Annotated in this window: 18 protein-coding genes and 1 pseudogene; 8 read left to right on the top strand and 11 right to left on the bottom strand. The window is 36.7% G+C overall.

Features of this window, described 5'->3' with window-relative positions; genetic code table 11:
- Positions 1 to 16: 16 nt before the first annotated feature.
- Entirely contained in the window at positions 17 to 1138 is a 1122-nt protein-coding gene (locus tag FHY60_RS05990; RefSeq protein ID WP_139904108.1) for a transposase, read from the top strand.
- A gap of 155 nt (positions 1139 to 1293) precedes the next feature.
- Here FHY60_RS05990 and FHY60_RS18260 read toward each other — a convergent pair.
- Both FHY60_RS18260 and rlmD read right to left on the bottom strand, forming a co-directional pair.
- Positions 1294 to 1458 (bottom strand): annotated as a pseudogene (locus FHY60_RS18260) (recombinase family protein); the annotation flags it as partial.
- A gap of 230 nt (positions 1459 to 1688) precedes the next feature.
- Positions 1689 to 3044, bottom strand: a complete 1356-nt coding sequence (gene rlmD / locus FHY60_RS05980) for a 23S rRNA (uracil(1939)-C(5))-methyltransferase RlmD (protein WP_139904107.1) — start codon at positions 3042 to 3044, stop codon at positions 1689 to 1691.
- Between the two features lie 138 nt (positions 3045 to 3182).
- On the opposite strand from rlmD, the gene FHY60_RS05975 reads away from it, so the two are divergent.
- Positions 3183 to 3947 (top strand): sulfite exporter TauE/SafE family protein, encoded by a 765-nt coding sequence (locus tag FHY60_RS05975; protein ID WP_180375481.1) that lies wholly within the window; start codon positions 3183 to 3185, stop codon positions 3945 to 3947.
- Between the two features lie 14 nt (positions 3948 to 3961).
- On the opposite strand, the gene FHY60_RS05970 is transcribed toward FHY60_RS05975, so the two are convergent.
- Both FHY60_RS05970 and FHY60_RS05965 read right to left on the bottom strand, forming a co-directional pair.
- Positions 3962 to 4654, bottom strand: coding sequence for an MgtC/SapB family protein (locus tag FHY60_RS05970; RefSeq protein WP_139904106.1), 693 nt, complete (start codon positions 4652 to 4654; stop codon positions 3962 to 3964).
- Positions 4655 to 4840: 186 nt separating this feature from the next.
- Positions 4841 to 5086, bottom strand: a complete 246-nt coding sequence (locus tag FHY60_RS05965) for a hypothetical protein (RefSeq protein ID WP_139904105.1) — start codon at positions 5084 to 5086, stop codon at positions 4841 to 4843.
- Between the two features lie 339 nt (positions 5087 to 5425).
- Here FHY60_RS05965 and FHY60_RS05960 point away from each other — a divergent pair, with 339 nt between their 5' ends.
- Both FHY60_RS05960 and glgP read left to right on the top strand, forming a co-directional pair.
- Positions 5426 to 7720: a glycoside hydrolase family 65 protein gene (locus FHY60_RS05960; RefSeq protein WP_139904104.1), complete on the top strand. Its 2295-nt coding sequence runs from the start codon at positions 5426 to 5428 to the stop codon at positions 7718 to 7720.
- Between the two features lie 35 nt (positions 7721 to 7755).
- On the top strand, positions 7756 to 9402 hold the full coding sequence (gene glgP / locus FHY60_RS05955) for an alpha-glucan family phosphorylase (protein WP_139904103.1): 1647 nt from the start codon (positions 7756 to 7758) through the stop codon (positions 9400 to 9402).
- Positions 9403 to 9463: 61 nt separating this feature from the next.
- Here the strand turns inward: glgP and FHY60_RS05950 are convergent, their stop codons facing one another.
- On the bottom strand, positions 9464 to 10480 hold the full coding sequence (locus tag FHY60_RS05950) for a LacI family DNA-binding transcriptional regulator (protein ID WP_139904102.1): 1017 nt from the start codon (positions 10478 to 10480) through the stop codon (positions 9464 to 9466).
- 188 nt (positions 10481 to 10668) lie between these two features.
- Between FHY60_RS05950 and pgmB the strand changes: the two genes are divergently transcribed.
- Positions 10669 to 11313: a beta-phosphoglucomutase gene (gene pgmB / locus FHY60_RS05945; protein ID WP_139904101.1), complete on the top strand. Its 645-nt coding sequence runs from the start codon at positions 10669 to 10671 to the stop codon at positions 11311 to 11313.
- A gap of 34 nt (positions 11314 to 11347) precedes the next feature.
- On the opposite strand, the gene FHY60_RS05940 is transcribed toward pgmB, so the two are convergent.
- The 3 genes from FHY60_RS05940 to buk all read right to left on the bottom strand — a co-directional run bounded on the left by FHY60_RS05940 (position 11348) and on the right by buk (position 13415).
- Positions 11348 to 11695 carry a DUF4870 domain-containing protein gene (locus FHY60_RS05940; RefSeq protein WP_139904100.1) on the bottom strand — a complete coding sequence of 116 codons (348 nt, stop codon included), beginning with the start codon at positions 11693 to 11695 and terminating at the stop codon, positions 11348 to 11350.
- 73 nt (positions 11696 to 11768) lie between these two features.
- Positions 11769 to 12143: a RidA family protein gene (locus tag FHY60_RS05935; RefSeq protein ID WP_180375480.1), complete on the bottom strand. Its 375-nt coding sequence runs from the start codon at positions 12141 to 12143 to the stop codon at positions 11769 to 11771.
- Positions 12144 to 12344: 201 nt separating this feature from the next.
- Complete coding sequence (gene buk / locus FHY60_RS05930; RefSeq protein WP_139904098.1) at positions 12345 to 13415, bottom strand: butyrate kinase; 1071 nt, start codon at positions 13413 to 13415, stop codon at positions 12345 to 12347.
- A gap of 539 nt (positions 13416 to 13954) precedes the next feature.
- On the opposite strand from buk, the gene FHY60_RS05925 reads away from it, so the two are divergent.
- The 3 genes from FHY60_RS05925 to FHY60_RS05915 all read left to right on the top strand — a co-directional run bounded on the left by FHY60_RS05925 (position 13955) and on the right by FHY60_RS05915 (position 16090).
- Entirely contained in the window at positions 13955 to 14674 is a 720-nt protein-coding gene (locus FHY60_RS05925; protein WP_139904097.1) for a GntR family transcriptional regulator, read from the top strand.
- Positions 14671 to 15441, top strand: a complete 771-nt coding sequence (gene nagB, locus FHY60_RS05920; RefSeq protein ID WP_139904096.1) for a glucosamine-6-phosphate deaminase — start codon at positions 14671 to 14673, stop codon at positions 15439 to 15441. Before FHY60_RS05925 ends, nagB begins: the two co-directional genes overlap by 4 nt.
- Before the next feature lie 70 nt (positions 15442 to 15511).
- Positions 15512 to 16090, top strand: coding sequence for a cupin domain-containing protein (locus tag FHY60_RS05915; RefSeq protein ID WP_139904095.1), 579 nt, complete (start codon positions 15512 to 15514; stop codon positions 16088 to 16090).
- A 243-nt stretch (positions 16091 to 16333) separates the two neighbouring features.
- Here FHY60_RS05915 and FHY60_RS05910 read toward each other — a convergent pair whose 3' ends face one another.
- The 3 genes from FHY60_RS05910 to FHY60_RS05900 form a co-directional block, all read right to left on the bottom strand.
- The gene (locus tag FHY60_RS05910; RefSeq protein WP_139904094.1) at positions 16334 to 16981 is read right to left on the bottom strand and encodes a bifunctional 2-keto-4-hydroxyglutarate aldolase/2-keto-3-deoxy-6-phosphogluconate aldolase; all 648 of its coding nucleotides are present in this window, start codon (positions 16979 to 16981) and stop codon (positions 16334 to 16336) included.
- An 80-nt stretch (positions 16982 to 17061) separates the two neighbouring features.
- Positions 17062 to 18780, bottom strand: a complete 1719-nt coding sequence (gene ilvD, locus FHY60_RS05905; protein WP_139904093.1) for a dihydroxy-acid dehydratase — start codon at positions 18778 to 18780, stop codon at positions 17062 to 17064.
- A 49-nt stretch (positions 18781 to 18829) separates the two neighbouring features.
- Positions 18830 to 21355, bottom strand: a complete 2526-nt coding sequence (locus tag FHY60_RS05900; protein ID WP_139904092.1) for a beta-mannosidase — start codon at positions 21353 to 21355, stop codon at positions 18830 to 18832.
- Positions 21356 to 21357: the final 2 nt, after the last annotated feature.

The following is a 21357-nucleotide window of genomic DNA, read 5'->3' as shown; positions in this document are numbered from 1 at the left end:
AAAAGGTGGCTTATTTATGATTAATGATCAAGAATATATTACTACAGAATTGAAAAAAACACTAGAGAAAATGATAATTTTATCGTCGACTCGTTTAAATAATTTAGTTGCCATGATTATAGGGATAATAACTTCTCAGTCAGTTATATTATCTAAGATATCTCAAGAGCTAAAAGATTGTTATTCTTCAGGTATAGAAGAAAGTAAAATTAAAAGATTACAAAGATTTTTAAGTAACAGAGCTATAAATGCTGAAAAAACATATGAATTTTTTGCATATAGGTTATTACAGAATTATAAGAATCATTCAAAGAAAATATATATAATTTTTGATCATACAACTATTATGGATAAATTTGTTATATTGCAATTTTCTTTGAAAATTGGTAAAAGATCAGTGCCTCTTTGGTATAAGATGTTCCTATATAAAGAGGAAGGAAATAAGGACTTTAAACATGTTAAACAAGGTCTTAATTTTATACATAAGATAGTAACGCCATATAATTTTGATGTTACAATTCTTGCAGATAGAGGATTTAAAAGTGTTGATTTATTCGAATTTATAGATAAAACTTTGAAATTTAAATATTGTATTAGATGTACAAAGGATTTAGGAATAACAATAGCTGATAAACCTAATATTAAAAAAATGGAGGATATAACCACCTTAAAAGGAAGGACAAAACATTTTTTTAATGCAAAATTAACAGCTCAAAATTATGTATGTAACATGGCAGTTTGTAAAGCAAAGGATGCTGATGACATTTGGTTTATAGCTAATAATTTAGAACAATCACTTGCAATTAGAGAGTATAAAAAGAGATTTGATATAGAAGAAATATTTAAAGACTTTAAAGCTGGTGGATTTAATTTAGAAGCTACTTGGACTGATGATATTTATTATGCAAGAACTTTATATTTGTGTATTTGCATAGCCTATTGTTGGATGATAACTCTTGGAACATCTTGTACTAAAGATAAGAAGAATAAACTTATTGGAGCTACAAAAACATTAAAAGGTAATCAAGTAAGAATTTATAGCTTATTTAGATCTGGTGTTAAATGGTTTAAAAGATGTTACAATTCTTTAAAAAGCAAATACTATTTAAAAATTGCTTTTACAGTATATGAATCTTAATTACTTTTATTTACATTGACACAAAACACTACCATAAGTTTAAACATTTACTTACATTTTAATGAATTTATTCAATAATAATCAATTTAAAGTGGTACTAAATTATAGCTTGCAAGATTATATACCAGTAATTGTATTTAACGGTATTTTGTGAAAAATAACTGTCCGTAGGTCAGAGTAGGGTGGCTTTCTTCTACATAATACATTGGAACTTCTCCGTTGTTTACTGCTCTCTTTTTGGTTAAAAAATCAACGGTATAAGTCTTCTGAAGTAGTGCATCTCCTTTATATTTTTCATTACTGAGAATCTTTCTAATATTGTAATAATTGACCTGTGCTTCATAGCTTGATAACTGTTCTAATTGGTCTGTTGAGACTCTGCAGTAGGATGCTGTTCTTACTATAAAAAAGAGAGGACGGTTAGCATAAGCTCTCCATCCCCTAATAAAGTTTTGATATTTTTTAATATTATTTCAACACCAATGTTTTTTCTTTCGCTCTTAAGCATACTTACTACCCTTTAGAAGTTATAAAAGTTTACAATGTCATTCTATTTCTTCTCTATCTTCACGACACACTCCACGTGCACCGTGTGAGGGAACATATCCTTAATCTTTACCTTCTTAATTTCATATCCTCTATCCCTTAGTACCTTTAAATCTGTCATCAGTGTTTTTGGATTACAGGATACATATATAATAGTAGGAGCATTAAACTTAATAACATAATCCAAAGCTATAGGATGCACTCCGCTTCTTGGAGGATCCAAAATAATTATTTCCGGCTTATCTGTGACAGTTTGAATAACCTTAGCCACGTCACCGGCTATGAACTCACAATTGTTTAAGCCATTTAGTGCTGCATTTTCCCGCGCACTTTCCACTGCCTCTTCAATCAGTTCAATACCAACAACCTTTTTGGCCTTCCCTGCAGCAATCTGTCCTATGGTTCCGGTACCGCAGTATAAGTCAAAGACAACCTTGTCAGAGGCCTCGCCCATAAATTCTCTTACAATGGAGTATAATCTTTCTGCTCCCAGGGAGTTTGTCTGGAAGAAAGAGAAAGGTGTTATTTTAAATTTCAGTCCTAGCAGTTCTTCCGTAATATAATCCTCTCCATAAAGTATTTCTATTCTGTCTGCAGCTACTACTTCTGAAAGGGAATCATTAATTGTGTGAATTATCCCCTTCAATTTGCCCGCGTACTCTAAGTTTATAAGCTGGTCTTTTAGACTGTCTAAATTAACATTAAACTGCGATGTTGTAACTATATTAACCAATATTTCACCGGTTTTTTTAGCTTTTCTCACTACTAAATTTCTTAAATAACCGGTATGTTGTAAAATTCTATAGTGGGGCAAGGCAGCTTCTCTGAAGTACCTAACAACTGTATTATGTACTCTTCTTACATCCTCATCCACCAGTATACAGTGCTCAGTGTTGGTTATGCCAAAGTTTCTGCCAGGCATATGCATGCCTAAAGTGAGTTCTCCCCCCTTTTCAAAATCTCCAAAGGTGAACTCCATCTTATTTCTATACTCATAATCCTCAGGACTGCCTTCTATGCCCAAGTATTCAAAGCCTTCCAGTCCGTGTTTTCTAAAAAGGTCCAATACCTGTTTTTCCTTAAAAGCCAGCTGTTTCCCATAAGGTACAAACTGCTGAGTGCAGCCTCCGCAGTAATCAAAGTGAACACAAGGTGGTTGTATTTCATATTGAGCCCTTTCAACTACCTCAACAACTCTTGCCTCCGCATGGTCCTTACGGTTCTTATGTACCCGTGCTAAAACTTTCTGTCCGGGATAGGCATTTTTTACATAGACCTTTTTTCCCTCTGCATATGCAATTCCCTCACCGGGAAATTCAGTAGCTTCTATAATAAATTCATAGCTCATTCCTTTTTTCATACTCATCAATTCCTTTACATTTTAGTCATTTAAACAATATACTACATTTCTTTACATTAGTAAATATGTTACAATAGGACTTGCTTTGATTATATGCTGTACCAATAAAAACTTTATAATACCAATGGAGATGATAAAATGACAGAAATTATTGTAAGGATGACCTTTTTATGTGTGGCTTCCTTTTGTGCTTCCTTTGTGGATTCCATAGCCGGCGGCGGTGGTATAATAAGCGTACCGGCTTTTCTGATGACGGGTCTAAGCCCTCATTACGCCCTAGGTACCAATAAATTTGCGGCTTCCACCGGCTCCTTTACAAGTACCATAAATTTTTTTGTGAACGGTAAAATAAATAAAAAACTGATGCTTATACTGGCTCCCTTTACATTGATAGGAGCAGTATTAGGCGTAAATACAGTATTGCAATTAAACCAAGAGTTGCTATATACCCTTGTTATCATATTAATTCTTTCCGTAGGCGCCTATTCTCTCTTCTCAAAATCTATGGGCTCAACTTATGATTTTAAAGGATTAACTTGTTTAAATATATTATCAGGTATAGTTTTAGCCTTTTCTCTTGGTTTTTATGATGGTTTTTTCGGACCGGGAACAGGATCCTTCCTTATATTTGGTCTAATTCATATTTATAAGTTTGACTTTTTACATGCCAGCGGCAGCGCAAAGTTTTTAAACTTTATAAGTAACATCACTTCCTTAGTTATGTTTGCACTTAACGGAAGAATACTGCTGCTCTATGGTATACCTGCAGGAATCTTCATGATAGCCGGAGCAAGATTAGGATCCAAACTTGCATTAAAAAAGGGCTCAAAACTAATCAAGCCCCTCTTCGTGTCTATGTCCATGGCTGCTGCGGTAAAGCTGCTTATTGATATGCTGTCTTAGCAGCATATCATTTTTTATACTATTATTTTTGCCCATATGATATACTCTAACTCTGTAAAGTCTTTATTCATTTTCTTCATGTCATAGCTTCTAGGTACTATCATTGTATAAATACACTGATTCTCATTGTAATCTTCCACAGCATACTCTATATTCTTAATTTTTATCCCTTTTTCCTTTAGAAATCTGTTAAACTCAAGCTGCGAGGACATCTTTTCATCAAAGCTTATTTCTACCTTTACTTTACGGGTCTTATCAATAAACCTATGTTCAACTTCCTTTAAAAGCACTAAAACTAAGAACACGCAGATAAAACTTGCAATGCTCAGTGTATAATAACCAAAGCCTACCGCTAAACCTATGCTTGCAACCACCCAAAGGCTGGCAGCTGTAGTTAACCCTTTTACTGAGCCTTTTTCGTGTATTATGGTTCCTACTCCGAGAAAACCAACCCCGGAGATTACCTGAGCACCAAGTCTAAGTAAGTCAGAGCTGATTGTCCCCCTCATTTCCGGTTGTTTTAATATAATCGCACTCACTTGATCTATGGAATACAGCTGTATCATTGAAGTCACAGCAGCTCCAACACAAACTAAAATATGAGTTCTAAAACCAGCTGCTCTGTTGTTTAACTCTCTCTCATAACCTATTAATCCACCAATAGCTACTGCTAATAGTAGCCTTAACAATATTTCAATGTTGTTCATATACCCTCCAAACACCTTACTATTATACTATATATACTATATCTCTTTATTATAATCGGTTTTTAATGAAATGACAGCAGTAAAGTTTTCAATTACAGAGCACCTTAAATTCTAATCTAAAGAATTTAAAAATATAAAAAAATTACTCTGCCGTATAAACAACAGAGTTAAAATATAATCAAATTTCTATAATATTTTTCTTAATTTATTTGCCTCGTATTCCTTGATATACTTCTGCCTACTTTCATCAACAATCAATAGTCTTGCTTTACCGTTTTCAATTTTTAAGATTCTTCCTTTCACCTTACTACCTAAAACGTTTACAGGTGAATTTTTGCTTAACTCCTTGATAAATTCACTCTTACAATAGGGACAGCTAGTTTCACCGTCAAAAACGCGCCTACATTCAAGACAATAATTTAACTTATTCATAAAAAACCTCCTAAGAATTGGTTATATCTTTATATATTCTATATTTGCTTCATTTTTCCTTTTCCTTGTTTAATATTTTTATAACTTTTTATTTTTTCTTTCCTCTATTAAATATATATTCAACATCTCTATTGTTAAGAATTTAACCAATGCAAATATATAAATTAATGTTGCATTGCCATTAAATAGATGGTATATTATATTTGATGCAAGTGTTTCATATGTTCAAAATATGAAATATATTTTTTACGCAAGAGTGCAACCGATTGCACTGGTTATACTATTATTAAGTATTGAACTACTTGTTTGTATAATAAAAAATTGTAGGAAGGTGAGTTTGTGGCTAAATACGTCAATGTTGATGAGTGGAGCATTATTGAAGAGAATCTTCACCTCAATGAAAACAAAATCTATGAAAGTTTAATGAGTATAGGTAACGGACACATGGGTATGAGAGGAAACTTTGAAGAGGATTTCTCCGGCAGCACCCTGCAGGGAACTTATATTGCTGGTGTTTACTATCCAGATAAGACAAGAGTTGGTTGGTGGAAAAACGGTTACCCTGAGTACTTTGCAAAGGTTCTAAATTCTACGAACTTTATTGGTATTTCTGTTAAATTAAACGGTGAAGTCGTTGATTTGGCTAAGGCTAAAATTAATAACTTTAAGAGAATACTAAATATGCGTGAAGGTTATCTTCTAAGAACCTTTACCCTAACAGACTGTGAAGGAAGAGAAACAAACTTTGAAGTAAAGCGATTCTTCAGCATGGCTGAAAAAGAGCTTGCTGCAATATCCTACAGTATAGAACCTGTAAATCATACTGCAGAAGTAGAGTTTACTCCTTATCTGGATGGAGATGTTATGAACGAAGACTCTAACTACGATGAAAAGTTCTGGTCAGAAGTGGATAAGTTTGCTGAGAATGGACTCTTCCATTTAACACAGAAGACAAAGAAGACCGAATTTGTAGTAACTTGTGCTTCAAAATATGCCCTCTTTAACGATGGTAATAAGGTTGAAGTTAATCCAGAAGTAATAGTAAAGCCTCAGTATACAGCTAACAAAATTACTTTTAAATGTGAAAAAGGTAGTAAAGCTACTTTATATAAATATATCGCTGTTACTAGTAATAGATATTTTGAAGAAAATCAATTGGTTTCTAAGGCTGTAGAATTAGTTGAAAAAGCATACTTAGACGGCTATGACAAACTTTTCAGGGCTCATAGTGAAAAGTGGGCTCATATTTGGAAGGAAAGTGACATTGTAATATCCGGTGATCCTTCTGCCCAGCAGGGAATCAGATTTAATATTTTCCATATGAATTGTACCTATACTGGAGATGACCCAAGACTTAACATAGGTCCTAAGGGCTTTACCGGGGAAAAGTACGGTGGAAGTACTTATTGGGACACTGAGGCTTACTGCATCCCCTTCTACTTAAGTACCAGTGATCAATCTATAGCAAGGAATCTTCTTATATATAGATACAATCACCTGGAAAAGGCAAAGGAAAATGCAAGAAAACTTGGTTTAAAAGGCGCTCTTTACCCCATGGTTACGATGAACGGAGAAGAATGTCATAATGAATGGGAAATAACCTTCGAAGAAATTCATAGAAATGCTGCTATCAGCTATGCTATTTATAACTATGTAAACTATACAGGCGATGAAAGCTATCTACAAGAATATGGCTTTGATGTACTGGTTGAAACCAGCCGCTTCTGGGTATCAAGATGTAACTACAATCCTAAAAAGGATGTATACATGATCCTAGGAGTAACCGGTCCAAACGAGTATGAGAATAACGTTAATAACAACTGGTATACTAACACTATGGCAGCTTGGAATATTGAATATACTCTTCAGGTTGCTGAGCTTTTGAAGGATAAGTATGCCAATAGATATAATGAATTAGTTAAAAAGTTACAGATAACTGAAGAAGAAATGGCTCAATGGGCTGATGTAGTTAAAAAGATGTATAAGCCTGAAGATAAAGAGTTAGGTATATTCCTGCAGCAGGATGGTTACATGGATAAGGAACAGATGTTGGTTAAGGATCTTCCTAAAGAAGACCTACCATTGAATCAAAAATGGTCTTGGGACAGAATACTTCGTTCCTGCTTTATAAAACAAGCAGACGTACTTCAGGGACTCTACTTCTTAAATGATAGATTTGATCTAGAAACTAAGAAGAAAAACTTTGATTTTTACGAGCCAAGAACTGTTCATGAATCCTCTTTATCCCCCTGCATTTATTCTATAATTGCAGCAGAAATTGGTTATGAGGAAAAGGCTTATGAACTATATCTAAGAACAGCACGATTAGATTTGGATAACTATAATAACGATAGCGATGACGGCCTTCACATTACCAGTATGGCCGGAACTTGGATGTCTATCGTCCATGGTTTTGGCGGACTGAGAGTTGTAAATGGCACGCTTTCATTAAAACCATTTATACCAAAGGCTTGGGAACAATACTCCTTCAAGATTGTATTCAGAGATCATTTGTTAAAAGTTACTGTTAAACAAAATGAAACGATTATTGAACATCAAGAGGGTAGTGACTTTGAGCTAAAGATAAACGACAAGGTTTATGCACTAGCAAAGGGAAGTACAATAAATATATAATTTTTTATTAATATGAAAGGTGGGAGCTTCACATTATGACAGAGGCTAAAAATTTACCAAAGGTAGCGTATTTCTGTATGGAATATGCTCTAGATACTAAGTTAAAAATTTATTCTGGTGGTCTTGGTGTATTGGCAGGAGATTATCTGAAGGGAGCAAAGGACTATGGATTCCCAATGGTAGGAATCGGAATCAAGTGGAAGCAAGGTTATACTGATCAGAAAATTGATGAAGATGGCCGTCCATATGATACTTATAAGAATTATCAATATGATTTCTTAAAGGACACAGGAGTGAAAGTAACAGTAAAGATCCGTCAGAGAGACATAGTATGTAAGGTTTGGCTGGTGGACGAATTTGGTAACGCTCCAATATACCTATTAGATACTGATCTTCCTGAAAACAGTGATCCTTGGATTACAGGACAGCTTTACGGCTGGTTTGGCGAAGAAAGAATAGCTCAGGAAATGGTGCTTGGTATAGGCGGCGTAAAGGCTCTTAGAGCACTTGGAATAGAAGTTGATGTATATCATTTTAATGAAGGTCATGCTTTATTTGCAGGTTTTGAACTTCTAAGAGAGAAGATGGAAAAGGGAATGACCTACGAAGAAGCCCTGGCTGCTACCAGAGATGAAGTAGTATTTACTACCCATACTCCAATAGTAGAAGGAAACGAATCCCATACAATTGACAGGCTTCTATACATGGGTGCTAACTGCGGCTTAACCATAGAACAGCTTGTTGAGCTTGGCGGATCACCTTTTAACATGACTGTAGGAGCATTAAGATTATCAAGAATAACTAACGCTGTTGCTCAGCTTCATGGAGAAACTGCAAACAAGATGTGGGCAGGAGTTGACAACAGATCTGATATCATTGCAATTACAAACGCTATTCATAGACCAACTTGGGTTGACAGCACAATGTTGGAATTAGGAGAAAAATATGATGGCAGCGAAGAGAGCAAAAAAGCTCTTTGGGATGCACATATGAAGAATAAGAAAGCCCTTATCGACTTTGTATATGAGAGAAACGGCGTTAAGCTTGATGCTGATAAGCTTCTTATCGGTTTCTCAAGAAGAGCTGCTCCTTACAAGAGAAGTAACTTGATTTTCACTAAGCCTGAAGTTATTGCTCCACTGCTTAAGGAAGGAAAACTTCAGATAGTGTTCTCCGGTAAGGCACATCCACTGGATGATACCGGAAAGAAAATCGTGGAAAATATAGTTAAGATCTCAAAAGAATATCCAAATGCAGTTGTATTCCTTGAAAACTACGATATGACTATAGGAAAAATGTTAACTAACGGTGCTGACGTATGGCTAAACAACCCAAGAAGACCAAAGGAAGCCAGCGGTACTTCCGGTATGAAGGCGGCTATGAATGGAGCTCCTAACTTAAGTATCCTTGACGGATGGTGGCCGGAAGCATGTAATCACGGGGTAAACGGATGGCAATTTGGTGATGGAAAGTCAGTAGATGACTTTGCTACAGAAGCTGAATTAGATGCTCATGATTTAGAGGGTCTTTACAAAGTTCTTCTGAATGAAGTTATTCCAACCTACTATAATGACAGAGATAAGTGGATAGAAATAATGGCAAACAGCATCAACAGCATAAAGGAGTACTTTGGCGTTAAGAGAATGCTTGATGAGTACTATGAAAAGATGTATATAAAATAACAGAAAAGAAGCTCGAAAGAGCTTCTTTTCTGTTGCAAAAAAATAAACCTTGATAAATATTTCAAGGTTTAAACATAGTTGATTCTCTTTCTATAAAATCAGTTTTAACTATATAGTGAGTGCTTACACCCTTATCTCGGTTGCTCAACCTTCTAATAAGTAATTTGGCCGCATAAAAGCCCAATTCATAGGAGTTGATTTCCACAGAGGATAGAGGCGGGTCTTGAAAACCGGCTAAGGCTGTATTATTAAACCCTACCACCGCAATCTTCTTATCACCGGTCTCTTCTTTTATGGCATTCATAGCTCCAAAAGCCAGTAAATCATCCGTTGTAACCACTGCAGTGGGCCTTCCTGCCTGCAATATCTTTTTCATGGCCTCATAGCCGTATCTTTCACTAAAGTCCGGTTGCTGAACTATCCATTCCTTCCTTATCTTAAGGCAATGTACGTTCAGGGCTCTTTTATATCCATCCAAACGGTCGGCAGAAACATTCCAGTCCTCAGGCCCGCTTATAAAAGCAATATCTCTATGCCCCTTAAAAGCCAGTTTATTGACAACACTGTACATGGCCTCGAAGTTATCATTATCTACCCACATAATATTCTCTGCCGCCTCCGGCCTGCCAACTACTACAAAGGGATAGTTTCTCTCCTTGAGATAGCTTATACACTTATCGTTATTTCTTGAAGTAAGCAATATAATACCATCTACCAGTCTGCTGTTGATGAACCTTTTTATGCAACTGAGTTCTTCCTTTTCATTTTTTCCAAAGGAGTACATTATGTTATAGCCCTTTTCTTGAGTATATACTCCTATTCCAGTCATCAACTGTATAAAAAAAGGATTTTTGTAGAAGTCCTGTGCTTCACTGGGCAATATTAGTCCAAGAATATGAGTAGAGCTATGGGCCAGACTTCTGGCAATGGCATTAGGATGATAATTAAGTTTTTTTACCGCTTCCATAACCTTAGCTTTCGTTTCATCTGAAATTTTTGCATTGCCAGATAAAACTCTTGACACCGTTGAAGGTGAAACATTTGCTTCTTTGGCAACATCCTTTATTGTTGTATTCATTTTTTTCCCACCTTTTATAATAGATAGACCCAGTTAACAGTAATCTATCTTCATATATATAACATATAACAAACTAAAGAGCTTGTAAAGTTTTTTATGCAAGCCTTTGCATTCTTTATTGTTTTGTTATACTATATAATAGGAAAAATAAATATAATTACATAATCTAGAAAGGTGTTGTTATTAAGATGAACTGTAAAGGATGTATCTTTGATCTTGATGGTGTAATAGTTGATACTGCAAAATATCACTATTTGGCCTGGAAGAGATTAGCTTCCGAAATGGGATTTGATTTTACAGAAAAGGATAACGAAAGACTAAAAGGAGTAAGCAGAATGCGTTCCTTGGATATACTCTTAGAGGTTGGAGGAAAAACTGTACCTGAAGATAAGAAGGAAGCTTTGGCTGCCAAGAAAAATAACTGGTATGTTGAATACATATCTAAGATGGACAAATCCGAAATTCTTCCAGGGGTAGAAAATTTCTTTAAAACTTTAAAAGCAAATAATATTAAAATTGCTCTTGGCTCCGCAAGTAAGAATTCTATGTTGATATTGAATAACTTAGGCCTTACAGACTATTTTGACGCTATAATTGACGGTAATAAGGTATCAAAGGCAAAGCCGGATCCAGAAGTGTTTACCCTAGCAGCAAAAGAGATGAACCTATCTCCTTCCGAATGCGTAGTATTTGAAGACGCCCAAGCCGGAATTGAGGCTGCAAAGGCAGGTAATATGAAGGTAATTGCAGTGGGCTCAGAAGAAAACCTAAAAGACTTTGATAAAATAATACCAGGCTTTGAAGGCGTTGGTTTAGATCTTATTTCATTCTAAAATAAAACGGTGCTTTATTTGCACCGTTATTATTTTATTTATTGATTTGCTCTTCTGCAATGTCACCGACTATGGGCAGCTTAAACCACTCTCTATTGTATGCCTTAATCATGCAAATAACCATTATGACAAACTGAGCAAGACCAATTAAGCTTGTAAGTCTCCATATAATTGGTAATAAACCTAGTACAATACCTGCTACCGTTAAAATTACTGAGGCAATGATTGACTGCATAGCATGGAATTTCACAAACCTGCTTTCCTTCTCTAAAAAGAAAAATATGAGGCCAGTAACCCAAGCACCTAGGTAACATAGCAGTCCTGCTATATTCTCGTCTAAACCCGTGGATGATTTTGGTCCATTGAAATTATTATGGTTCATAAAACTTGCCTCCTACACGTTATAATATATGTGTATTAATTATTCCATTACATGTATATGCAATATGTCTAAATTATATTACAGCTATAGCCTCTATTTCTACCACCGCATCCTTAGGAAGCTTTGCCACCTGAACACAGCTTCTTGCTGGAGGATTTTCTTTAAAGTAACTTCCATAAACTTCATTCATTGCAGCAAAGTCATTCATATCTTTTAAGAATACTGCAGTTTTTATAACCTTATCCATAGAAGTTCCCGCTGCTTCTAAGATAGCCTTAACATTCTCAAGAGATCTCTCTGTAGCCTTCTTTATATCGCTGATTAGTTCTCCTGTTTGGGGATCAAATGGAATTTGTCCTGAGGTATATACAAGATTTCCTACCTTTATGCCTTGAGAATATGGTCCAATTGCCGCCGGTGCTCCATTTGTACTTATTACTTCTTTCATTATTTACTCCCTCCAATTATATCTCTTTTCTGCAAGCCGCCAATTTCATTAAAATTACATAGAACTAGTCCTCTAATAGCAGTCAAAGCTGCAGCCTGCTATATTCTCAATGATAATCCATCGAAAGCACTTCTTCAAGTTCTTTATAAAAAAATAGATTCTTATAACTCTTCTAAGAATCTATTTTTTAATCAGTCAGAACTACTTATATTCCTTTGGAAGTTCTTCTCCCCTAAGACATCTAAGTGCACCTTTCAATAGGGCCTTTAACTCGTCCTCGCCAGGATAAACAACAACATCAGCAATGAAAGAAATCCTCTCTTTTATTGCATTAGTAATTACTTCATTATAGGCTATACCTCCAGTAAGGATAATGGCATCTACCTTCCCGAACAGCACTGCGGCACATTTCCCGATTTCCTTTGACACTTGGTATATCATGGCATCAAGAACCAGCTTTGCCTTTTCGTTGCCTTCATTGGCAAGCTTTATCACTTCTCTGGCATCATTTGTATTCAAATGGGCTGTAAACCCCCCCTTGCCATTTATCAGCTTCTTTATTTCTTCATATGTATATTTGCCGCTGAAGCACATTTCTACTAAGTCTCCCATTGGAATGAAACCTGCCCTCTCTGGTGAAAAAGGCCCTTCTCCATCGACAGCATTATTGACATCAACAACTCGGCCTTGCTGGTGTGCTCCCACGGATACTCCTCCACCCATGTGGGCAACTATCACATTGATTTTCTCGTAGCTTTTCCCATTTTCAGCGGCATATCTTTTTGCCACTGCCTTTTGGTTTAAAGCATGGAATATACTCTTTCTATAAATACCCGGCAAACCGGTTATTCTTGCTACATCATCCATTTCATCCACAACAACCGGATCAACTATATATGCAGGAATCTTTAACTCCTTTGCTATATCATTGGCTATTATTCCACCAAGATTTGAAGCATGTTGTCCTTGAACCCCTATTTTTAAATCCTCCAGCATTGTTTCATTAATTTCATAGGTTCCACCGGCTATGGGTTTTAACATCCCACCTCTGGCTACTACAGCAGAAAGTGTGGAAATTTCAAAATTCTTCTCTTTAAGCGCTTTAGTAATTACATCTCTTCTAAACTGAAACTGCTCATAAATACTTTTATATTTACCTATCTCTTCTGAAGAATGTCTAAGTGTTTCTTCCATTATCAGGGTTTCATCCTCAAACACTGCAATTTTAGTAGAAGTAGAACCCGGATTGATAACTAAAACTTTATACGCCATTTAAAATCCTCCACATTAAAATAATAATCAACAAATGTTCTTTCTTTGGTTTTTATTCAATACCATTATAGCACTATGGATAAAATAACGGAAGTCTTTGGACCAAAACAGTATATAATTTTTCTGAAACACAAGTGATTTATACACTTGAAACCCTTATATTTACAGGTGCATACAGTTATCTGTTTTATTTAGTAAGAAATTCTGTCATAGTAAGATAACATTCCTGGCAGCAGTAATTACTTAAGTTGGCCTTTATCTTGGTACATCTAAAAGGTTGTAGCAATTTTCTACTGGTGAAAGGCTATTTATATCTTCCATCTTTCCAGTGTCAAAGAAAAGGTGGTGAAAGTTATTATCAAGGTGGACTTCAGGCTAAGCTGCAGTCCGTAATTTTTATCTGGTATCCACTGTGATCCTGAAAAAACATTTATTACAAATAATATCCAGTGGTATAGACAACTATACACATTCAACATATAATATAAGTAAGAAGGATAATAATGTTAAATAATCTTAGCAATTCGGTGGTGAATTTTATGGATAAAAACAGCCCTATCCCAATGTATTATCAGCTGGCAGAGGAGCTTCGAAAAAAAATACAGGACAACATTTGGCCTCCAGGGCACTGCATAGATAGTGAGCGGGTGCTTTCTCAGGAATATAACTTAAGCAGGATGACGGTGCGGCAGGCTATAGGTGAATTGGTTCAGGCCGGTCTGCTTACAAGAGAAAAGGGGAGAGGAACCTTCGTGTGCGAACCCAAAATCAAGCAAAGAGATATAATGAGCTTTACGGAAATCATGGAAAGTTCAGGAATTGAATTTAGAACAGATGTTGTAGCCTTTGAAAAAATAGAAGCTGACGAGGATATGTACAGTGTATTAAAATCAGATGAATTATTCAGAATACAGAGACTTAGATTAGTAAAAGAGCTGATTATTGCAGAAGAGATAATTTATATTCCCTGCAGTACATTACCAGACCTGGAGAAAAAGGACCTTTTCGGTTCCTTCTATAAATACTTAGAAAATCATGGACATATAGTAAACAATACAGAAGCATCTATTCAGGCTGTATTAGTGGATGACTATTATAGAGGCTTATTTAGATTAAAGGATGCTGTGCCATTATTAAAGGTATCCAGCAAGAATTATACTACAGAGGATAAACTTCTCTTTATAGAAGAATCGGTTTATAGGTCGGATAAATACACCTTAGATGTAAATATTTCCAGAAGGAAGGGGAGCGTTATATGAAGGTTATAATAGCCAAAAACTATGCTGAAATGAGCAAGGCCGCAGCTGACATAATAAGAGATTTAGTAAATAGTAAGCCAAGCTCTGTACTTGGCCTGGCAACTGGCAGTACCCCTATTGGCGTGTATAAGCAGCTGATAGAATATTACCGGGAAAAAGCCGTGGACTTTTCACAGGTTACAACCTTTAACTTAGATGAATACCTGGGTTTACCGGGAACTCATCCCCAGAGCTATCGTTATTTTATGGATAATAATTTCTTTAACCACATCAATATCAATAAGCATAATACTCATGTGCCAAGTGGTATTGCCCAAGATATCGACGCTGAATGTCTCTCCTATGACAAAGCAATAGCAGAAGCCGGCGGCATAGACCTTCAGGTACTGGGCATAGGTAATAACGGCCACATTGGATTTAACGAACCTTCATATACCCTGCACGTAAACACACATGTTACAAAACTTAAACAGGATACAATAATGGCAAACTCAAGATTCTTTAATTCTATAGAAGAGGTTCCTACATCAGCTGTCACCATGGGTATTGGCGGCATAATGAAGGCAAGACAGATACTTCTCTTGGCCAGCGGTCCGGCCAAGGCTGAAATAATAAGTAAATTGGTCAATGGCAAGATAAACACTCACATACCAGCTTCACTTATTCAAGTTCATCCAAATGTTACAGTTATAGTAGATGAGGAAGCAGCTTCCTTACTATTAAAAAAAACTAACCAAATAGATTGTCCTCTCTCTTGGGCTGAATAATATATTTACTACACACTTTCCAACTAGAATGCATATGATATATTGTAACTTTATGAAAGGAATGATTAGTTTGTATAATTCTTATCAGCAACCTTCATATCCCTGCTATGGAAATATACCAGGGTACAACACATATAATATGTGCAACAGTTGTTATGTGTACCAATGCCCTTACTATTGTAGAGGAGTAAGCTATCGATATGAGAATATGAATATGAATATGAATATGGATCTGAAGGATTACGGCCCAGAGCCCTTTGTAATCAATATTGAGGAAGCAACCAGGCAAAATGATAATTTCAGAACTGCCTTATGGACAGGAAATCATCTGCAGCTTACTTTGATGAGCATACCCGTTGGAGGAGAAATTGGTTTAGAAATTCACCCAAATTTGGATCAATTTATCCGCATAGAAGAAGGTCAAGGAATTGTTCAAATGGGCGATAGAAAGGAAAATTTGAACTTTAGGGAAAGAGTCTATGATGATTATATCTTCATAATACCGGCTGGGAAATGGCACAATTTAATAAATACAGGTAATAAGCCTATTAAATTGTATTCTATTTATGCTCCTCCTCAGCATCCTTATGGTACTGTGCATGTAACTAAGGCAGATGCAGATGCCGCTGAGCATAACAATGACTACTAGCCTTCGCTGCAGCTTGTCATTACAATAAAGATCGAGTAGTAGGGAAAGTTAATTAATTTTCCCTACCTCTCACACCACCGTACATACCGTTCAGTCTATGGTGTTCATTAACAATTTTGTACTTTGATATATTGAGCAGAAAGGCTCTTCAATTTTAAGCCTTTAAAGATTTGCTTATCTAGTGTTGTACTGAGAATCGAGCTTACTGATAGGTACCAATAACTTAAGCTCCATTCCCTTCACCTATTTTCCCTCCCTTGCTGCCTTTACCTTATCAACAAAGCTCCTTGCATTTTCTACAACTTTCTCAATTCCAAACTCCCTATACCCTGTTGTCAAATCTCCCCCTATACCTACAGCAACAGCACCTGCTTTAATCCACTCATGAACATTTTGAAGGGTTACTCCTCCGGTAGGCATTATATTGGCCTGTGGCAGAGGTCCTTTAACAGCTCTTATGAAAGAAGGTCCAAAAGCACTTCCTGGAAAAAGCTTTATAATATCAACTCCTGCTTCCATAGCTTTTATCATTTCTGTTATTGTCAGGCATCCGGAAAGATATGGCACCTGATATCTATTGCATAGCTTAGCTGAGGCTTCATCAAAACCTGGACTCACAATATAAGCGGCACCTGAAAGTATTGCCCCTCTGGCAGTTTCCGAATCCAATACAGTACCCGCGCCAATAAATAATTTATCTTTAAAGCTTTCACTTAATGCTTGTATTACCTCTGAGGCTACCGGCACCGTATAAGTTACCTCAATAGCCTTAATCCCGCCTTCAATGCAGGCTTCTGAAATTGCAAAAGCTTCCTCTTTAGAATTTGCTCTTATAACAGCAACTACGCCGCTTTCACATATTGCATCTAAAATTTCTAGCTTACGTAACATAGTGACCTCCATATACTCTTACTTGAGACAAAGGGACGGAGTTTATGTCCCATCGGGACGTAAACTCCGTCCCTTTGTCCCTATTCCATGTATCCGCCCTTCATTGGAGATACTGCAAGCCTTGTATATATGCCCAGTGCTCCCTTTGTATATTTGGGTGTTGGCTTTATCCAGTTCTTTCTTCTCTCCTGAAGAATTGATATAATCTCTTCCGCTGATTTTTCTTCTTCCTTGACACCAATTATGTCTAAGGTTCTTGCAGGAATGTCAATTTTGATAAGGTCTCCCTCTTCCACAAGGGCGATATTTCCACCCTCACTTGCTTCAGGGGATACATGTCCGATAGCAGGTCCTCTTGTAGCTCCGGAAAATCTTCCGTCAGTAATTAATGCAACTGATTCTGATAATAACGGATCCGATGCTATTGCTTCGGTTGTATAGAACATTTCCGGCATTCCACTTCCCTTCGGACCTTCGTATCTAATAAACACAGCTTCTCCGGGTTTGATTGCTCCTGATAAAACAGCATTCAATGCTTCTTCCTCACTGTCAAAGGGTCTTGCTTTAAGTATAACCTGATGCATTTTCTTTGATACTGCCGAGTGTTTAACAACCGCTCCTTCAGGTGCAAGGTTGCCCTTTAATATAGCAATAGCACCTTGTTTTTGAATTGGAGCTTCAACGGATTTAATTATATCTTCCTTCTTTACACCTGTTTTCTCAAGATATCTATTACATTTTTCGTAGTAGCCGTTATTCTTCAATTCCTCAAGATTTTCACCAAGAGTCTTTCCTGTTACAGTAAGAACGTCAAGATGCAAGTATTCCTTAATAGCCTCCATAACAGCAGGCGTACCCCCAGCATACCAGAAATATTCTCCAGGATAGAAACCACTTGGTCTTATGTTTAATATAAAAGGGATTCTTCTATGAATCTCATCAAACACGTCCGGTGTTATTTCCAGCCCTAACTCATGGGCTATGGCAGGAATATGAAGCAGTGTATTAGATGACCCTGCGATAGCAGCGTGTACCATTATTGCATTTTCAAAGGCCTTCATGGTCATAATCTGAGAAGGCTTCAGATCCATCTCTACAAGCTTTAAAGCATGTTCTCCTGCTTTTTTCGCTGCTTCAACAAGGTCTTCAGCTGTTGCAGCCATCAGTGCCGTTCCAGGCATCGCAATACCAAGGGCTTCAGCCATGACCTGCATGGTAGCAGCTGTTCCCATAAAGGAGCAGGCTCCACAGCTTGGACATGCGTTGTGCTTAAGTTCTGTAAACTGTTCTTTGCTTATTTCTTTTTTTTCATACCTTGCACTATACATTCCTATTTGCTCTAAAGTCAGCATATTAGGACCTGCCTTCATTATTCCTCCGGTAACTACCACTGCTGGCATGTCCAGTCTGGCAATAGCTTTTAAATGTGCTGGTAACCCTTTATCACAGCTTGCAATAAATACTCCTGCATCAAAGGGGGTTGCTCCAATTTGTATTTCTATCATATTTGCAATATACTCTCTGGACGGTAAAGAGTAATTCATGCCATCATGGCCTTGAGCCTGTCCATCACACATATCTGTAACAAAATATTTTGCTGGCTTTCCGCCTTTGTTTATAACGCCCTCATATGTAGCATCTACCAAAACATCCAGATGGGCACTGCCGGGATGACTGTGTCCAAAAGTGCTTTCAATGACAATCTGTGGCTTGGAGAGTTCATCTATTTTCCATCCCGCTCCCAATCTCAATGAATCCATCTCAGGAGCCTTACTTCTAATTTCTTGGCTTTTTAACATTTAATCACCTCATTGTCAATTTTATAGGGTTCCACTACGAAAACTTAACTTACGGATGTCTGTCTTGATTTATTGCAGATATAGCAATGTTCAGTTCCTCTAACTTTATTTTCTTATCCAGGACTTCCAGTATAACGTTCCTTTCCTCTCCTGGCATAATATCAAAATAGTTGTCACTAAGCTTTACATTGTCTAAAGAACCTGTTAATTTAACAAACTTTGCAAAATTATCGGTTTTAATTTTTATATTAATCTTGTTTTCACTGAGTACTTCCTTCTCAAGGCTTAACTTACATGGGGGTAAATTTAGATCCTTATAATCCTCAAAGAAGAAAATATTTGAATCAACTGTTCTATCCTCTGGTTTTACATAAAGGAATTCAAAATTCGAGTAGGTTACGTTAATTCTGTTCTTTGAAAGTTCCTTTACTTTTCTGCTGGTATTGGCAGGAATCCTAATACTGATTTTTTCAATATATTCCTTATTGCCGAAAAAATCCTTGAGACCAATTTCTAAAGTATCCTTGTATTCTGATAGAGTATCATTAATTGCCCAAAGGGATATTATATCATTGCTTTCCTGCTTAAAGGGCAACAAAATAGGCTTATATACGCGTTTAGTATAATAGTAACCTGCCTTGGGACGAAGATAATGATCAGTAATACTCCAGCTCATTGTTGGCCAGCAGTCATTTAGCTGCCATATTATAGCTCCGCTGCATTCCGGTTTTCTTCTTCTATAATGCTCTATTCCAAACTTCAGTCCCTCCGCCTGTGCCATCATTGAAAAATCAATGTATTCCTCAAGGCTAACTGGAAGTCCTGTATATCCCTCCATAAGGAGTTTTCCTCTGTTTGGTCTTTTATCTTTATTCCTGAATTTCATCTCAAAGCTTTCAAAGTACAATTCCTCTTCCGGTATGCAAGCCTCTAGGGTTTCTTTAACAGGAAGTGCATGCATTCCGAATTCGGACACAAATTTCCCCAAATCCTCAGTGAAGCGTTTAAAGGAAACGCCATAGGCTGTATTGTCCTGAATCACAGCCTCCCCGTATTTGCGTGGATAAACCTGACCTGCCCAAACCTGCCAGTTATGCTTATCTCCTTCTTCATCGCTGTTTGGATCATTTCCGCCAAAAGGAGAACTTGGCCAGAACAATCTGGAAGGATCATAAGCTGCTAATAATTCCGGCATTAAGTCATGATAAATCTTTTCTCCATACAATCTCAGGTCCTTTAAATCCGACAGCTTTTGGCCATGAAGCCACTGGATTTCATTGTTACCACACCAAATTGCTATACAGGTATAGTTTCTGTAATATTTTACAACATGAATTATCTCTTCTCTGACATTTTTCATGAAGTCCGCATCGAAGTCCGGGTAGGAAGAACAGGTAAACATAAAATCCTGCCATACCAATAACCCTTGCTTGTCACATTCCTGGTAGAATATATCTTTTTCATATACTCCACCTCCCCACACTCTAAGCATGTTCATATTACAATCCTTAGCATTTGTAACCCATTTTACATAGGTTTCGTCCTTTATTGCTCCAATAAAATTATGTGCAGGAACCCAGTTTGCACCTTTGGAGAAAGTCTCAACTCCATTTAGCACAAAGATGAATCTCTTGTTCCCCAGAGCATCTTCCCGCCTTACTTCAACGGTTCGGATACCAACTTTACTGTTGTAACTGTCTAAATTTTTATCTTCCGTTAATAAATCCACATTAAAGTTATATAGATAAGGAGTTCCCAAATCATGAGTCCACCAAAGCTTGGGATCTGTTACTGTTAGCTTTACTTCTCCTCTTCCATTTTTCAAAGCTATAGTTTCTGATATGTTACAGCCTTCTCCGTTGAGTTTTACTACTGCTGTCAGTTCAATGTTGTCCTTGAAGATTTCAGCTTCTATGCTAACCATCAAATCTGCTTCATTATCCCTCATCTCAATGGTTCTTACATAAACATTATCAATCTTAGCAGTATTGTGAAGGTTTAGTTCAACCTCCTTCCATATGCCTACAGTGATGAGCCTCGGGCCCCAGTCCCATCGAAAATTCATCTGAGCTTTTCTGGCCCATACTCTGTTAGGATTATAGGAATACCACATCTTATCGTAGCTTTTTCTATTGGTTACTGAAATTGTGGAATCAAATTTTACTGCCACATGATTAGTTCCCTGAAGCAGTTTTTCTGTTACGTCAAAAGTTGCAGGAGTGAACATATTTTCATGCCGTCCAAGGACTTCCCCATTAAGATACACAGTAGCGAAAGTGTCTAATCCATTGAATTTCAGTTCAACCTTATCATTTTCCTGAAGCTCTCTTTCAAAATTGAAGCTCTTTTTATACCACCATGTCTTGTCTTCAATCCATCTACACTTTTCAGCGTTAGTTGAATAAAAGGGATCCTCAATCTTCTTATATTTAAGAAGTGTTGAATGAACATCTCCAGGCACCTCTACATCCAGCCATTCACTGAGATCTACATCTGCTGAAGCTAATATAGTATCGCAAACTGAGTCTTCCTCAAAGCACTGAAGCTTCCAATTGTCCTTTAATAGGATCTTCATCA

It is taken from the genome of Clostridium thermarum (genome assembly GCF_006351925.1).
Lineage (GTDB): Bacteria > Bacillota > Clostridia > Clostridiales > Clostridiaceae > Clostridium_AU > Clostridium_AU thermarum.
This window is presented reverse-complemented; position numbering and strand designations above follow the sequence as displayed.

Excerpts from the sequence above, each read along its gene's own strand:
- FHY60_RS05990 (WP_139904108.1), top strand. The coding sequence starts at position 17 with ATGATTAATGATCAAGAATATATTACTACAGAATTGAAAAAAACACTA.
- rlmD (WP_139904107.1), bottom strand. The coding sequence starts at position 3,044 with ATGAAAAAAGGAATGAGCTATGAATTTATTATAGAAGCTACTGAATTT.
- FHY60_RS05975 (WP_180375481.1), top strand. The coding sequence starts at position 3,183 with ATGACAGAAATTATTGTAAGGATGACCTTTTTATGTGTGGCTTCCTTT.
- FHY60_RS05970 (WP_139904106.1), bottom strand. The coding sequence starts at position 4,654 with ATGAACAACATTGAAATATTGTTAAGGCTACTATTAGCAGTAGCTATT.
- FHY60_RS05965 (WP_139904105.1), bottom strand. The coding sequence starts at position 5,086 with ATGAATAAGTTAAATTATTGTCTTGAATGTAGGCGCGTTTTTGACGGT.
- glgP (WP_139904103.1), top strand. The coding sequence starts at position 7,756 with ATGACAGAGGCTAAAAATTTACCAAAGGTAGCGTATTTCTGTATGGAA.
- FHY60_RS05950 (WP_139904102.1), bottom strand. The coding sequence starts at position 10,480 with ATGAATACAACAATAAAGGATGTTGCCAAAGAAGCAAATGTTTCACCT.
- pgmB (WP_139904101.1), top strand. The coding sequence starts at position 10,669 with ATGAACTGTAAAGGATGTATCTTTGATCTTGATGGTGTAATAGTTGAT.
- FHY60_RS05940 (WP_139904100.1), bottom strand. The coding sequence starts at position 11,695 with ATGAACCATAATAATTTCAATGGACCAAAATCATCCACGGGTTTAGAC.
- FHY60_RS05935 (WP_180375480.1), bottom strand. The coding sequence starts at position 12,143 with ATGAAAGAAGTAATAAGTACAAATGGAGCACCGGCGGCAATTGGACCA.
- buk (WP_139904098.1), bottom strand. The coding sequence starts at position 13,415 with ATGGCGTATAAAGTTTTAGTTATCAATCCGGGTTCTACTTCTACTAAA.
- FHY60_RS05925 (WP_139904097.1), top strand. The coding sequence starts at position 13,955 with ATGGATAAAAACAGCCCTATCCCAATGTATTATCAGCTGGCAGAGGAG.
- nagB (WP_139904096.1), top strand. The coding sequence starts at position 14,671 with ATGAAGGTTATAATAGCCAAAAACTATGCTGAAATGAGCAAGGCCGCA.
- FHY60_RS05910 (WP_139904094.1), bottom strand. The coding sequence starts at position 16,981 with ATGTTACGTAAGCTAGAAATTTTAGATGCAATATGTGAAAGCGGCGTA.
- ilvD (WP_139904093.1), bottom strand. The coding sequence starts at position 18,780 with ATGTTAAAAAGCCAAGAAATTAGAAGTAAGGCTCCTGAGATGGATTCA.
- FHY60_RS05900 (WP_139904092.1), bottom strand. The coding sequence starts at position 21,355 with ATGAAGATCCTATTAAAGGACAATTGGAAGCTTCAGTGCTTTGAGGAA.